Below are 13432 nucleotides of genomic sequence, written 5' to 3' on the forward strand. Positions count from 1 at the left end.
AAAGGATCCCGCTGTAATCGATGAAGTGTTCTACTTCTGTGAAACAGTCGGACTTCCAACAACGCTTGAAGGTATCGGGCTGGGGAACGCTACATACGAACAGCTGATGAAAGTCGCGGAGACTTCCTCCGCAGAAGGCGAGACGATTCATAACGAACTGGTTGAGGTAAGGCCCGAAACAGTATTCTCTGCTCTCAAGGCAGCGGACGCGTATGGGAAGTACCGCTTGCAGGAATAGAGACAAGTTTACATCTCATTAAGCCAAAGTCGCCGGGCCGATAAATCAGCCCGGCTTTAACTATGAAATAGTAGAATTGACGTTGGAAATTGCTGTGGTGGAGAGGCGAAAATGGAGAACAGAATGCGGAGATATGAGAGTGAAGAGGATTACTGGAAGCTGAGAGAGTTCCTGAGGAAGGTTTTTACGAACAATGGACTGCGCGAGTACTCCTGGCATGTTGCTAGACTCTACTACTGGCGTTGGCATGTGATGAAAAACTGTTTGAAAGTCTATTCACTGAATGGGCATAATATATTCTGGGAAGACGGCAACAAGAAGATTGTAGCGGCCGTCAACTGCGAGGGGTTCGGCGAGGTCCATTCTCAGGTACATCCGTTTTTGACTGCGAAGAGCTGGAAGAAGAGATGCTTGAAGTCTCGGAGAAGCACCTTTTTAGCGAGAATGACGGAGTCAAGAGGCTCTGGGTGTTCGCCAATTCTCAGGACAGAAGAAGGATAGAGATTTTGAAGAGAAGAGGTTATTCGCGAGGAGATTGGCCAGAACATCAGCATCGACGAGACTTGAAAGGTCAAATTGCAGAGGTCTCGATCTCAAAAGGTTTCGAAATCCGTTCTCTTGGAAATGCAGAAGAACTACCTTCCAGAAGCTGGGCCTCCTGGAGGGCCTTTCATCCTGACGAGCCGGACGAAGATTACGAGGGCTGGGAATGGTATCTCAATATCCAGAAGCAACCCCTGTACAGGAGAGATCTAGATATTGTCGCAGTTGCTCCCGGCGGCGAGATAGCCGGCTTCTGCACGATATGGTATGATGACGTCACCAGAACCGGATATTATGAGCCGGTTGGGGTTGTGCCTGAGTACCACAAGAGAGGTCTGGGAAAGGCAATGTTAACAGAAGGACTCCGCAGGTTAAAGAGAATGGGTGCGGTGAGAGAATTTGTTGGGGGATATTCAGAGGCTGCAAATGCACTTTATGACTCGGCAGTCTCGACGATCTGTGACTTAAACGTACCCTGGTTGAAAGTGTTATAAGACTTCTCCACTGCAATACTCTGTATTTCCTGCCAATATTCTAGAGGACTTTGGAACAGGTAATGTACTTCTTTGCCTACAGTCAGGTCTGGTTGTATAATAATAATCCAAAACGGTTGCTGCATTAACTCACATAGTAGAAAGCAACCAGTATAGTGAAGGAGGAGTGGTTAGATGCCTGATAGAAGAAAGGTTCTGTCACTGGTTCTGCTGATTCTGGTAGCTTTTTCGAGTGCGTTGTTTTCCGCTGCTGGCAAGACTGTCCATACCCTTGTCATAATGGGTACAACAGACATGCATCAATACATTATGCCCTACGACTACATGGGGGACAAGCCAAATGAAAGTATAGGTCTTGCAAAGGTTTTCACGCTAATTGAACAGTTTAGGAGTGATAATCCGAACACTCTGCTCTTCGACACAGGCGACTTCATTCAGGGAAGCCTTGTCGGAGATTACGAGGCCGATGTGAATCCTCTTAAGGGATTCGACTTCCAGACCATCGTCCGTGCCTACAACTACATAGGTTACGATGCAGTCTCCGTCGGAAATCACGATGTTACTGACTTTGGCCTGGAATTCTTTGAACGCGCGAAAAGCAATTCGATTTTTCCCTGGGTATCAGCAAACATAAGGCTTGCAGATGATCCCAAGGGATTCTTGACCGACCCATACGTAATTCTCGAGAGAGAAGTCGATGGAATCCCGATCAAGATCGGTGTGATCGGCTTCACGCCACCTCAGATTATGAGCTGGGGAAGACGTCATCTTGAAGGCAACGTCTTCACACAGGGTATTGTCGAACAAGCAGAAAAGTACATTCCTATCCTCAGAGACCAGGCAGACCTCGTAATTGCAGTTGCCCACACGGGAATCTCCACAGATGAAATAACCAGTTATGACGCTCAGGAGAACGCCGCCTATTATCTCGCTCAGATCGAAGGTATTGACGCAATGATTCTTGGTCACCAACATTCTCATTTCCCTGGGGATTTCGCAGACATCGAGAGCATCGATAACGACAAGGGCCTAATCTTCGGTGTTCCTACTGTACTTCCGGGCTCTTGGGGTTCACACTTAGGTGTAATAAGTCTCGACCTCGCCTATGACTGGAATACGGGAGAGTGGGAAGTGTTAGATGGTTCGGCAGCTCTTGTTCCCGTTGACGCCGATGTCGAAACTCATCCGCTTCTGGCTGAACTCGTTTGGCCGAAGCACGAAGCGACGATTGAGTATGTAAGAACTCCCATCGGCTGGACCGATACTGAGATAACGTCTTACTTCTCAAGAATAATGGACAATCCTGTCACTCAGATCATAAACGAAGCTCAAATATGGTGGGCGGAGCGTGAATTTGCCGGTTCCGAATACGAGTGGCTCCCAATTCTCAGCGCTGCTGCTCCATTCATTGCCGGCAGACAGGGCCCGACATATTTCACACACGTTCAAGGAGACATCTCGATCGGCTCAATTACTGACATCTACATTTACCCGAATACTATATATGTGGCAAAACTTAACGGCAAACAGATAAAAGACTGGCTTGAGGCGGCCGCAAGTAACTTCAATCAGATCGACCCGTCGTCTGCAGAGCCGCAACATATAGTCAACTACGATTTCAGGGAATACAACTTCGATGTGATTGAAGGAATAGAATACGTTTACGACATTACTAAACCCGTGGGTCAACGGTTGGTCTCTGCCGTTTTCGAAGGCAATCCGCTTAATGCGTCAATGGAGTTCCTGGTGGTGACAAACAACTACCGAGGGAGTGGAGGAGGAAATTTCCCACATGTAGCCGATAACGTTATACTTGCCACAACGGAGATAAACCGGGAGGCAATAATAAAGTACATACAATATATTGGCGAAGTAGATCCCGCCCCCACGAACAACTGGAAGATTCTTCCCATCGAGACCGCCGGACCTCTTCTCTATCGATCTTCTCCAGAAGGTCAGGGATACGTTGAGAGGAATGCAATTCGCGGAATAGATTTCTTAGAGGTTGATGAGGCAGGATGGGGAGTCTACAAAGTAGACCTGTTTGAACTCGCTGAATACCTTGAAGAGACAGCTCTGCAGGAAGTCAATTAGCTTGCTTTCTGAATAAAGGGCCCCGCGAAAGGGGCCCTTCTTATTTGTCTTTCTGCTGCGTTTGGTTCGGAATCATTTTCAGTCAGCCGGCTTTCAATTTCTACTAGAGAGAGATGCTTTCCAGCTCCGAAAGAAAGTAGTTCTTGTCCTGCTCTTCCTCGATTAAATCGGCTGTTTCTCTTGCCAGTTTTATGTACTCATCCATAAGGTCACGTTTTCCTGCAATCATGTAGGCTCTCGCAACGGCTTCATAGCCAAAGGCAAGATCGAAACCACTTATGGCATTGTCGGTGCAATATTTCAGCGAAAGCTCACCATGATACAAAGCTGACTCTGCCATGTTAAGCAAAGAATAAACCCTGGACACTTGCCACTCGCCCCTCGCAAATTCAATCGGGGTACCCACCACACCCCAGTGAAAGCGTGATGCGTGAGCGGTGTGTATCATAAGAAGGTCATCTTCTGCAGTTCTGTCTTTCTTGTCTATAAGGTCCCATGTAAGGTTGAAGTTCTCTATCGCCTGCTTTTTGTGCCATTCGTGCTCCGTAAGCTTTTCAGAATCCATAGATAACCATCCTTTCCGAGGTTATTATTCCTTCCTCCCGCGTGTCAATTCTATCACTGGCAAAAAGGTGGGCAATGAGCTGGATCGACTCAAGAAGAATGCAAAGTGGTCAAGAACTAATTTTGCAATGATAATCTTTCAGCAAATTGAAAGCCCTTATCGTTCAGTCAATAAACAGTGAGGGTTTCTTAATATACTTGAATATTTCAACACCCAGAAACCATCAATCCTGGAAGGAACTTCAATCTTTGATTCTTAAAGAAGACTCATGAGGACTCTCATTCTATCCGAAGCTATCAAAGAGATTTAAAGACTGATTATGTGAGACTATGTTTCGAGCGTTACATCAAGATCCACCCATTGAGAATAAGAGATCAAGAGCATCGATAATTCTTTCAGCTTTGTCGACCACTATCAGCTGAACGTCGGTTTCCTCCGAGAGCGCGGAGAAATACTCACTCGGTCCTTCCGGTGATACCAGAATTATGTAGTCGGCTTTCGGCATAAGCAAGTCGAAGGACTGCCTCGGATCGTTGTCTGGTGAAGTGAAGCCACCTTCAATATGAATGGCTACAACAGGAACTCCTCGCGCTTTCGCTATCGATACGAGCTCCTCTATTCTGGAGATCTCCTGACCGACATCGATTTCCTCAACGCCGCATACGGTATATAGATCCCCCTCGACCATGGCACCAGGGGCAATAAAAAGTGTTCCGGGCGCGTTCTTCGAGTCGAGCCTCTCGGTGAAGTCTTCGGGTTTCAACTGAAGGATGTTCTCGTAATCAATTCCGTGCATTTCACAGACTAGAGCGAGAACGTCTGATGCAGCACCGTCGCCTATCGCCGTTGCAATAATCGGGGCTCTTGCTAGAGGTTCCAGATTTCCTGCAGAAAGCGGTGATATAAGAAACGCAACTAGTAAGGCTGTAAATAGCACCGATATTTTTGGTTTCATAGATTTCCCTCCATAACATTTAAGAGCTGTGACCAGATCGATCTTAAGAACTGTTCCTTCCGATATCTAAAACAAAGTTCTTAATATGACCAATTTTATCAAATTTAATCATTTTTTGAACGAGAACACAACTCCTATCTAGGTCTATATACTGTTCGTCTTCGCCAAAGATTCTCTGCCCATTCACTCTAGAGAGTTTGTTAATCTTCTCTAGGAAAAATGAGAATTTGTATAATGGAACAACTTTTATCGGATTTATCTAACGATGTTGGGAGGTCTATATGATATAAGAGTTTGATAGTATTGTTAGGATTTGCCTTATTTGCGACGGCACCAGTTTTCGCTCTTGAGAAGAGTTCGGATTACTACACCACACAGAACGAAACAAAGTCAAAATGGAACTTACAGTTACATTCGATGAGGCCAGAGACACAATCCGGATATACTACCCTCAGATAAATACAGGTGAGAAACTCTACGGATATATTGAAGAAATAGACATTCAAAGAAAGTTCGTGGACTGCGTAGAGATGTTCTTTACAGGCTTTGAAAGCAATCTCTTATACAGAGATCTCGATCTGGTGGAGCAGAATCTATAAGGATTTCTACTTCGGTAACCTTGATCCACTGAGACTTGTAGTTCAGAATTCAGTTCACATGATGCCAGAAGAAAGTCCGAAGGATGTTCAGCCTCTGGAGAAGGTAATGCAGTTCCTGTTTGTGGAGAGCGAATTCGAAAACGAAAACCTTGAAGTCGCGATCTGATAACCGACATTTTCACAATCAGGGCTCTCCCGATGAGATAAGAATCCAACACCTTGGAATGGCATTCCCATATTATTGGCTGAGGCTAGATAAAAGTCTAATACTCGTTGGACATCAGAAAAGAGGTGGAGATTGTGAAAAAGGGCATCTTTCTCGCAGTTATCGGGGCGGCAATGATTATTGCTGGTTTGTTCCTGCCGATAGTACGTTTCCCCGGAGGAAGCGAAGCGACCTTTTTCAACGGCGGAGATCTGTATGGAGCACTAACACTAGCAATTGCTATCTTTGCAGGTATAATGGGAATCGTGAAAGTGAGATCGATGGTCTTTCTTTCCGGGCTTGCTTCGATTGGGGTTGTAGTAGCGAGGTTGATTACCGTGATTAAGGACCTGCCCGACGAGAACTCCTTGAGAACTCAGTTTAAAGAGCTTATCCAGAGCAATGTTCCCGGTAGTTCTGGAGAGGAAATAGCGAATATAATCGGCGGACCGCAAGTTCACTGGCTTGGGTGGACAATCCTGCTTGCAGGAGGAGTTGTGGTTCTTTTCGCGCCTTCATTTCGTCAAAAAGATGAAGGGCTTATCCCCCGCTTTGGTCATGATTTTCAAGCGCTAACAATGCGACGCTCATGACATAATCGAAATGCTTATGCGAACTGAGTAACATCATGGCTCTAGAGTCAACTGGCGGTTGACAGCAACGCAAGATTGTTTAAGCGTTCTAGATTTGTTCTAATGGAATACTGGATCATTTCAATTTTGAAATGACTACTGGAGGTATTCGATGATTCGAACAGACAAGTACCCAAACTGTGGCTCGCTGGACATAGGAAAGGGTTACTGGTCAGGTTATGCAGCGCTAATGCCTTTCGGAAAGCCTCTTTCGATGGGCTCTAAGGTAATCGTGCGCGTCTGCAGAGAATGTGGACATATCTTCGATCTCCATGCAGAAAAACCCGAGAAGTTCTGATTTTTCCTTTGGGAACTCCATATAAGCTTCAGATCAAATACCTATTCACAATCCTTAATAAGCTTCCCGGAGATAACCAGATATCTTTGACCAAACCCCTTTAGCTCTTTCAAACTGTTCGTAGTGTTTCTCAACGGACTTATGGTACTTATTCAGCTCTCTGGAAATGTTGTAGAATGAATCGGTACCAAAGTACGATGAAATGCAAGGTAATGTTTCCCTAAGGTCGATTTTCATCTCTTCGATTTTCTCTGAATAGTTATCGCGATTAGTTATGTAGAGAAGCAGAGGCTTGTATCTTATCCGGACAATACAGGACCTGTAGAAACGCCTTACTATCTCTCTCGAGTCGGCTCTTATTGGTCTGAGACTGTGGGGAGAACACCCATCAAAACATGGTTGTATGTCGAGAAAGCGTTGTGAAAGGCGTAACGTGGAACTTTCAGCACCTTCCTGTCACTCAGGCAGGTACTCAAGAAAGTATCTTCGCCTCGTGCTCCAGGGGGATTATAGAAGGGAAATAGTCTGCTCGGGTCCTTAAGATTCAAACAGAGGTTCGATCCTGAGATAAACTTCGCATGATTTACCTCTTCAACTTCAAAGACTTCACCACTGTTCAGTATGTCCGGATCGGCGCACGAGACTCCTCCAGGTACTATAAGTCTTCTAAGGGTCTCCCACTTAACTATGTCATTACTTATCGCCTCAATAAACAGTCTGAACGTATCTTCCGGTAGCGCTGGCGAAAACTCTATGAATGGGATCGGCGAAATGTAACCACAGTGATAACCGTAGGTGATGTCGGCCCGGTCAATTTAATTCAAATCCGTTTTCAAAACATGCTGGCCTATCCACGAAACGGAACCCATGTTGTTCATAACGGCAACTGGATACTCATCATCATCAAGATAGAGAAGGCAATCTATGTGATTCTTCAGAGCAGTGTAAAGAACGATGTTTCTCTGGGAAGCGTATCCTTTTCCAAAAACCAAAGAAGCTTATTCCGAATCGACAATCCCGCGCTTAATGAGCTCCCTCTTTTCTTCCTCAACTTCCTTCTGACCCATGAAGTGTTTGGAGAACAGTAATTCGTTCACACTGGAACTGATCCTGGTGTAATTTGCCTTCTTTGTATTCTTGTAGTCCAGATCATACGCAACAAATAGATTCAGGGTTAGTTCTTTTCTGTCAACCAGTTCAGATTCTTTCCAGTTGTAGACGTAGCTGCGCAAAACCCTCTGAAAGTGTTTTCTCCCAGTTGCAAAATCGATTCCGACCTTCATTCTTTCGTCATTCAAATAGCTTTCTCCTCCAAGAGTTCACAATTGTCTCTTAGAACACAAGAGCAATTAAGATCCAAACGATTCTAGGATGAGTAGCATTCTCGAAAAGAGGATAACGCAGTCATTAAGTCGGAAAATCAGGCATGTGAAATTAGACCAAAACTCAACTTAACGAGATCCCTTGAGGCATTCAATCTTGTTATTGACGTAACCTGCTCATTCAACTAACCAAACCCATAATTACTCTGCTGCTTCCCTGCAGTTGCGATGGCTACCTCCTGTGACACCCGGGAGAGCAGTACTTGCATCCACACACATTGGGATAGATATCACTTGCCTTCCTTACTGCATCCTGACAGTTGTCAAAATAGCCAAGGTAAGTCCTCGACTTTATCCTCACCATCTCAACGCAGTCCCTTGTGTGAACCTCGTAGTCCCCAGAGTGCATAGCGCTGTCACCAACATAGTAGTGTTTATAAGACATATTTCATTCCTCCTTATTCGAGTTACGGAAAGAGCCAGAAGAAAGAGTGGAAGGCTGTGATTACTAAATGAGAACCGTGCTTCAACGATCCGGCCTTGTGAGAAATTGTCCCGTGGCTTTCATATAAAGTTTAGCACAAATTCATGTTTATGTTATCACAATTCACTACTTCATCTCTGTTGGTCAATAAGTTCTCTTTAAGACTTAACGAATCAATGCCTAAGCTGAAGTTCAATTGCCAGGGTAAGTCAAGATACTGGTCCTTTTATGGCCGACTTGGAAAACTAACCGGGTATAGATACTATAAGCCCTTTGTCAAATTCAGGAAGAGACTCTTGTAATGTACAGGATCCGAGAATCCTATCTTCTCTGCTACCCCAATTGAGGCTGAGTTGCTCTCTCTGCAGTGCCATTCGGGCCTGAGCCCTTTATCAACGCAATCTCTTACGCAGAGCGCTGACGTAAGAGAGCCGAGACCGAGCCCCCGAAAATCCCCTGGGTCTCTAGCCCCAATTTCCACGCTCTCCAGAGTATATCGTGATACACCAAGCGACTATCTGGTTGTTCTTCACCACGCAGTATCCTATTCCTGAGCGCAGAAAGGAGCAAGTATCCGGCCAGAAGGCATTGAACCAGCCGGTCTGCCCTTTGAGCGATCTGTCCTCCAGCGCTGTTTTCACAGTCATGATCTCAAAACCGGTAGGTGGCCGTTTTCTCTCCCTCAGCTTCACGGAATTATAATATCTCCTAGGCATCTCATCTACTTTGTCTCCCAAGAGATTAGCGAGCTCGTATTTGCACTCTGAAGATTGATCAAAACTGATTATCAGACCTGGAGTACCCCATTTCTTGAAGCCGGGGATGATTTCCTTCTGTAGAAATTCGGACAGCTCAAGTAATTTGAGTAATCACCTGCTGCTTATAGAACATTTGTGAGAGGCCATATGACTGCCAGATTTGGATTTGTGAAATCATTCGAATATACGCGACCGATTGTATTTCCTTCTAAAACAGACCTTACAGCCAAATGGGATTCAAAAGAGTTAAAGCGGTCAGCCACAATCGAGTAGTTGGGTTTTTCGAGCAGGAACGATCCATCTCCCCGTTTTCGGAACACTTCTCTATTCGATTATGCAACAACCTTTGAGACGGATTTGTTACCACGAGATTGCAACCAGTGAGGTGGGATAATTGAGAGGCGTAAGAAGTGTCGCTTGCCACCGTCTATGCCGTAACTGAAAAGCCCGTTTCCAAAGTTTGCAGTAAAGTATATGGTTTTTCCTACCAGTACAAGTCCTGTTAAGTTGGACGGCAACTCTTCGGCAAAGGCAATATAGTACTCATTTTCTCCCTGATCAAAGTATATGGAGCTGAGCTTTCCGTATTCAGATCTGGCAATTGGCAGAATTTCGCCCGTTTCCATTAGGTATTTAAGAACCGTATCCTGTCCGTTTGTCGAGAGAACAAACGTTCTTTCGTCGAGGAAAATACCGTACGTATTCTGAAGCAGGTTATCCGTATCGTAAAGCAAACCAAACTCGCCTGCAGATTTTCTTTTCATATCATAGAAAGTCATGGTATCTCTCTCGTTGTCAATCTTTTTCATCCAAATCCAACTGCATGTATTCGTGTAGAAGAAAAACGATTGACTACCTTTCCATCAACAAGTGAATATTCATTGTAATAGTCATAGAGGTTGTTGTTCCATATGGAAAGCGCTGTGTTCTGTGTAGTAGAGAAGAGCTCCGTAGCTTCTGGTGTTATTCTTATAATCCCGATCTTCGTTCCAGCATAGAATACTATGTCTTTTTCCTCGTGGATCAGGCACCTAGAAAACTTCTGGGTATCAGAAACACAAAGATTACCGCCAATCATATTCTGGCTTTCGTTTCCCCACCTCCATTTGGGTAAAATCATTACATATGACGAACAGAGTTTTCATAGCTAATCGATTCCGTGCAAACAATTATAGGATTTACTGTCTCGTTTATTTGCCTCAGTCAGACAGAGCTGTCAACTTCTAACCGAATAATCAAGCATGACTATTGAAGAGGTTTTTTTGAGCTTTTGAGAGAGCCTTTCTGACTCTTCTGGCTTTTCAACATTATAATGAAGACACAAATAACCTCTTCTATTTGCCACCAAGGAGGTGCCAAGATGAACATCAAGAGGCTTCTGCAGTGCCCCGGGTGTGGTTCTTCTATCATAAGTAATGAAGATGCTTTTGAATGCACCTCCTGTTATCGGAGATTTCGAAAACGAATGGAAGTATTGGATTTCCTTCTGTCGGGTGAGGATCAATGGGTGTTGGTCGGAAAGGGTTTTATGAACGGTCAGGAGGAGCTTGAAAGGCGTTTCTTTGAGCCTTCTGAGGATGAGCTTTCTCCGGCTGACAGATTGATAAAGGCTACCGCTCTCTGGTATCGAGGAGAATTTGACGACTTCCAGAGACTTCTCCGACCGTCGAGAGAGGTCCTTTACACAGAAGAATACAACCAAGCGATGACCGAGAGCCTCAATCGTACCGTTTAACTGATCAAGAATGAACAGGGCTTGGTCCTCGATCTGGCAACCGGAATGGGCGGACTGCTTGAAGAACTACTGTCTTCTACCGAAAAAGAATACTTGGCTGTCGATATTAGTCCTTCGAGCAGCTTCGGGCTTCTCCAGTACTTGCGTTACAGAGGCTGGGGAGAGAGAGTTGTTCAAATCATTGCTTATGCAGCAAATCTCCCGCTCAAAGATGACTCAATAGATGTCATCGTAAGTGCCGTAGGGTTTCAAAACATGCAAGATTCCAAGAAAGTCTTCAAAGAGGTAAGAAGTGTCTCGAAAAAGCTGATAGCGCTTTGCATCTTCTTTGAAGACGGTGATCCAAACCTCGCTCATGTGAGTGACAGAGGCCTTCACGTCTCGAAAGAATTCGTAAGGGGCCTTGAAGAGGCTGGCTGGAACTCGAGGGTTGAAAACTCCGTTCGGGCAAGAGCCGAACCGACACCGCAGTCGGGAATTCTTGGCATAAGACCGGATATGCTTCCGATAACTTCTACAACAATTGAATTTACCACTGTCATTGCGAAGTAATCCACTCTTGCTCGATAAGTCGACTGTTAAAAGCATTAGGTGACCATAGTATCGAATCTTGGCTTCTCTTAGGCGAGTTCTGGTCGCTCGAAATCGGCTGTTGCAAACGAATTGTTGAAGACTCTTCCGCGGGTCTCCCTACTATCTCCTGCCTTCTTCTCTGTCGCTTTTCGAACCTTTACTGCTGTACAATCTAATAAGCAGGAGGTGGGTCGAATGACCAGAAAAATCACAAGCATACTATTCGTTGCGTTTTTTGCGTTTTCCTTGGTTTTTGCTAATAGCGTCTGGCTAGCTATCTTTCCCGAATACTCGGATAGTCCCCTTGAATGGATGGCTCCCGGACTTAGGCTCAGCTACAGGGTAAGCACTGCCGTGATGAAACCCGGGGGAGGGTTGTCGGATACCGGCGGTTCCGGCGTAGGCCTCTATCAGATGGATGTTGTGGCATTGGAAGAAGGATCCTTAGCGCTCTTACAAACTTATTTTATGGAGATGAGGGGCGGCTATTATCCCAGTCTTTCATTTGGAACTATAGAGAAACCGGGTGTTTCCGACTTGTGGTTAAATCCAGCGGTTTTCAACGACTTGTCGAAATTCAACAGCGATAATACGACTGCTGCGGAGATGCCTATTCAATACGGCGGGCAGACGGTGCAGGCCGTCAGGATTGAATCGAGAGGAATAAATGCTAAACACGTCTATACTTATGACCGAGCCTCAGGTATTCTTCTTTATCTTCTGACTCAAGCTCAATCGGGGACAGATATACATCAAAACATAATGGAGTTTCTTTCTGCTAGATATGTTGAGCTCCCCTGGTTCAACTCTCAAAGGCCCTCCTGGAAATTGACGACCACGTCATATTCAGGAACTTACACGATCAACATACCCGGCTCATATACCACTCCCGCACAGACTCAGGTTACGATAACTCCGGTAACATCCTCGCTTTCCTGGGATTACGTAAAAATGACAATCATGCAGTACGGAACCCTTCCGGGGGAATTTCATACCGTAACCGGTGTGGCTCAGTTGAACGGTCCGATATGGCTTTCTGCTCAAGCCCTTAATTCGCTCACAAAGGTACAGGACATCGATCGAGATCCCATCACGAATGTTGTAACCAGTGTGAGCTACATTGGCAAGCTTCAAGATGGAACTGAAGTTATGATGCTTCAACAGACAAACGGAACGTACGCCAATCAAAACGTTTACGATCGAAAAACCGGTCGTCTTCTTTATACAAAGCAGATGAGCCCAAACAGTCTTGACTATAATGTGACCGAACTCTCAATTGCAGGCTATTGAAACCCAACAAGTTTGAGACTTAGATAGCCGAAAATGAGGCTTAGGAAAAGTGTTATGGAACTCGAAATCGTGAATACTGCGGGGTATCTGAGGTTTCTGCCCCAATCTTTCACGTAGATTCTATAAGCAATCAGATTAGCCAGAGAGGCTATGATAGTGCCGCTACCTCCAATGTTCACGCCCAGAAGAAGTCCTTTGTTGCTCTCGGTAAACGAGGAAAAGGGGATTGAAGCAGGCACCTTGCTGATAAACTGTGGTATAAGAGCGGAGCTTGTCATTGTCCTTGTTTTACCATTTGTTGCAGACTTCATCAGCGTGGCTATTACATCCATTCTGCAGATATTGTCTCTTGACTTTATCACTTTAACCCATAAAACAGAGAAGATAGCGACTCAAACCCGCATGGTTTCGTAGGCGCTATTTTTTTGTCTATATTTTTTAGTGGTAACTAATGATAAGTTGGATTTAAGTAATGATTATACAATTACTTGCTTTTGGAAGGTATTCTATGGTATTAGGCAGTCGTGTTTATAAAGCCCACGAAATCTAAGAACTTTACGTATGCTCAGTTAGTTGAATCTTACCGTGACGAAGAAGGAAAGAGTCGTCACAGGGTTATCTTTAACCTTGGAAGAGTAGAGGACAAT

General features: G+C 45.0%; 17 protein-coding genes and 2 pseudogenes. 10 read left to right on the forward strand and 9 right to left on the reverse strand.

The window, feature by feature from the left end; translation table 11 throughout:
* The 4 genes and pseudogenes from gldA to B3K91_RS10225 form a co-directional block, all read left to right on the forward strand.
* Window positions 1-238 (forward strand): annotated as a pseudogene (gldA, locus tag B3K91_RS10210) (glycerol dehydrogenase); the annotation flags it as partial.
* A gap of 111 nt (window positions 239-349) precedes the next feature.
* Window positions 350-739 (forward strand): hypothetical protein, encoded by a 390-nt coding sequence (locus tag B3K91_RS10215; protein WP_292587866.1) that lies wholly within the window; start codon window positions 350-352, stop codon window positions 737-739.
* Window positions 706-1275 carry a GNAT family N-acetyltransferase gene (locus B3K91_RS10220; protein ID WP_292587869.1) on the forward strand — a complete coding sequence of 190 codons (570 nt, stop codon included), beginning with the start codon at window positions 706-708 and terminating at the stop codon, window positions 1273-1275. Before B3K91_RS10215 ends, B3K91_RS10220 begins: the two co-directional genes overlap by 34 nt.
* 174 nt (window positions 1276-1449) lie before the next feature.
* Complete coding sequence (locus B3K91_RS10225) at window positions 1450-3369, forward strand: bifunctional 2',3'-cyclic-nucleotide 2'-phosphodiesterase/3'-nucleotidase (protein WP_292594969.1); 1920 nt, start codon at window positions 1450-1452, stop codon at window positions 3367-3369.
* A gap of 103 nt (window positions 3370-3472) precedes the next feature.
* Here the strand turns inward: B3K91_RS10225 and B3K91_RS10230 are convergent, their stop codons facing one another.
* Entirely contained in the window at window positions 3473-3934 is a 462-nt protein-coding gene (locus tag B3K91_RS10230) for a hypothetical protein (protein WP_214059973.1), read from the reverse strand.
* 346 nt (window positions 3935-4280) lie between these two features.
* Window positions 4281-4889 (reverse strand): DUF6305 family protein, encoded by a 609-nt coding sequence (locus B3K91_RS10235; RefSeq protein ID WP_214078955.1) that lies wholly within the window; start codon window positions 4887-4889, stop codon window positions 4281-4283.
* A gap of 546 nt (window positions 4890-5435) precedes the next feature.
* Between B3K91_RS10235 and B3K91_RS10240 the strand changes: the two genes are divergently transcribed.
* From B3K91_RS10240 to B3K91_RS10250, 3 genes are all read left to right on the forward strand, one after another.
* Complete coding sequence (locus B3K91_RS10240; RefSeq protein ID WP_214059971.1) at window positions 5436-5654, forward strand: hypothetical protein; 219 nt, start codon at window positions 5436-5438, stop codon at window positions 5652-5654.
* 134 nt (window positions 5655-5788) lie between these two features.
* On the forward strand, window positions 5789-6286 hold the full coding sequence (locus tag B3K91_RS10245; RefSeq protein ID WP_292587875.1) for a hypothetical protein: 498 nt from the start codon (window positions 5789-5791) through the stop codon (window positions 6284-6286).
* A 151-nt stretch (window positions 6287-6437) separates the two neighbouring features.
* The gene (locus B3K91_RS10250) at window positions 6438-6623 is read left to right on the forward strand and encodes a transcription initiation factor TFIIIB (RefSeq protein WP_292587877.1); all 186 of its coding nucleotides are present in this window, start codon (window positions 6438-6440) and stop codon (window positions 6621-6623) included.
* A gap of 815 nt (window positions 6624-7438) precedes the next feature.
* On the opposite strand, the gene B3K91_RS10255 is transcribed toward B3K91_RS10250, so the two are convergent.
* The 6 genes and pseudogenes from B3K91_RS10255 to B3K91_RS10280 all read right to left on the reverse strand — a co-directional run bounded on the left by B3K91_RS10255 (window position 7439) and on the right by B3K91_RS10280 (window position 10265).
* Window positions 7439-7615: a hypothetical protein gene (locus tag B3K91_RS10255; RefSeq protein ID WP_292587880.1), complete on the reverse strand. Its 177-nt coding sequence runs from the start codon at window positions 7613-7615 to the stop codon at window positions 7439-7441.
* A 6-nt stretch (window positions 7616-7621) separates the two neighbouring features.
* A complete protein-coding gene (locus tag B3K91_RS10260; RefSeq protein WP_292587882.1) occupies window positions 7622-7921 on the reverse strand; it encodes a hypothetical protein in 300 nt (99 codons plus the stop codon).
* A gap of 256 nt (window positions 7922-8177) precedes the next feature.
* Window positions 8178-8390 (reverse strand): hypothetical protein, encoded by a 213-nt coding sequence (locus B3K91_RS10265; RefSeq protein ID WP_214059969.1) that lies wholly within the window; start codon window positions 8388-8390, stop codon window positions 8178-8180.
* 301 nt (window positions 8391-8691) lie between these two features.
* Window positions 8692-9280: pseudogene (locus B3K91_RS13630) on the reverse strand (GNAT family N-acetyltransferase).
* Between the two features lie 239 nt (window positions 9281-9519).
* Entirely contained in the window at window positions 9520-9996 is a 477-nt protein-coding gene (locus B3K91_RS10275) for a hypothetical protein (protein ID WP_292587886.1), read from the reverse strand.
* Window positions 9993-10265, reverse strand: coding sequence for a hypothetical protein (locus tag B3K91_RS10280; RefSeq protein WP_214059788.1), 273 nt, complete (start codon window positions 10263-10265; stop codon window positions 9993-9995). The genes B3K91_RS10275 and B3K91_RS10280 overlap by 4 nt, the downstream gene beginning before the upstream one ends.
* Window positions 10266-10547: 282 nt before the next feature.
* Between B3K91_RS10280 and B3K91_RS10285 the strand changes: the two genes are divergently transcribed.
* From B3K91_RS10285 to B3K91_RS10295, 3 genes are all read left to right on the forward strand, one after another.
* Window positions 10548-10922, forward strand: a complete 375-nt coding sequence (locus tag B3K91_RS10285) for a hypothetical protein (protein WP_214059787.1) — start codon at window positions 10548-10550, stop codon at window positions 10920-10922.
* A 21-nt stretch (window positions 10923-10943) separates the two neighbouring features.
* The gene (locus B3K91_RS10290) at window positions 10944-11474 is read left to right on the forward strand and encodes a class I SAM-dependent methyltransferase (RefSeq protein ID WP_214059786.1); all 531 of its coding nucleotides are present in this window, start codon (window positions 10944-10946) and stop codon (window positions 11472-11474) included.
* Between the two features lie 216 nt (window positions 11475-11690).
* Window positions 11691-12785, forward strand: coding sequence for a hypothetical protein (locus B3K91_RS10295; protein ID WP_214059785.1), 1095 nt, complete (start codon window positions 11691-11693; stop codon window positions 12783-12785).
* On the opposite strand, the gene B3K91_RS10300 is transcribed toward B3K91_RS10295, so the two are convergent.
* Window positions 12779-13147: a hypothetical protein gene (locus B3K91_RS10300; RefSeq protein WP_214059784.1), complete on the reverse strand. Its 369-nt coding sequence runs from the start codon at window positions 13145-13147 to the stop codon at window positions 12779-12781. The two genes, B3K91_RS10295 and B3K91_RS10300, sit on opposite strands and share 7 nt — an antisense overlap.
* Window positions 13148-13432 lie beyond the last annotated feature (285 nt).

The sequence above is a fragment of the Mesotoga sp. UBA5847 genome (genome assembly GCF_002432735.1).
Taxonomy (GTDB): Bacteria; Thermotogota; Thermotogae; order Petrotogales; family Kosmotogaceae; genus Mesotoga.

Coding starts and splice junctions, on each gene's coding strand:
- B3K91_RS10285 (WP_214059787.1), top strand. CDS start 10,548: ATGAACATCAAGAGGCTTCTGCAGTGCCCCGGGTGTGGTTCTTCTATC.
- B3K91_RS10225 (WP_292594969.1), top strand. CDS start 1,450: ATGCCTGATAGAAGAAAGGTTCTGTCACTGGTTCTGCTGATTCTGGTA.
- B3K91_RS10275 (WP_292587886.1), bottom strand. CDS start 9,996: ATGAAAAAGATTGACAACGAGAGAGATACCATGACTTTCTATGATATG.
- B3K91_RS10295 (WP_214059785.1), top strand. CDS start 11,691: ATGACCAGAAAAATCACAAGCATACTATTCGTTGCGTTTTTTGCGTTT.
- B3K91_RS10265 (WP_214059969.1), bottom strand. CDS start 8,390: ATGTCTTATAAACACTACTATGTTGGTGACAGCGCTATGCACTCTGGG.
- B3K91_RS10250 (WP_292587877.1), top strand. CDS start 6,438: ATGATTCGAACAGACAAGTACCCAAACTGTGGCTCGCTGGACATAGGA.
- B3K91_RS10280 (WP_214059788.1), bottom strand. CDS start 10,265: ATGATTGGCGGTAATCTTTGTGTTTCTGATACCCAGAAGTTTTCTAGG.
- B3K91_RS10215 (WP_292587866.1), top strand. CDS start 350: ATGGAGAACAGAATGCGGAGATATGAGAGTGAAGAGGATTACTGGAAG.
- B3K91_RS10230 (WP_214059973.1), bottom strand. CDS start 3,934: ATGGATTCTGAAAAGCTTACGGAGCACGAATGGCACAAAAAGCAGGCG.
- B3K91_RS10235 (WP_214078955.1), bottom strand. CDS start 4,889: ATGAAACCAAAAATATCGGTGCTATTTACAGCCTTACTAGTTGCGTTT.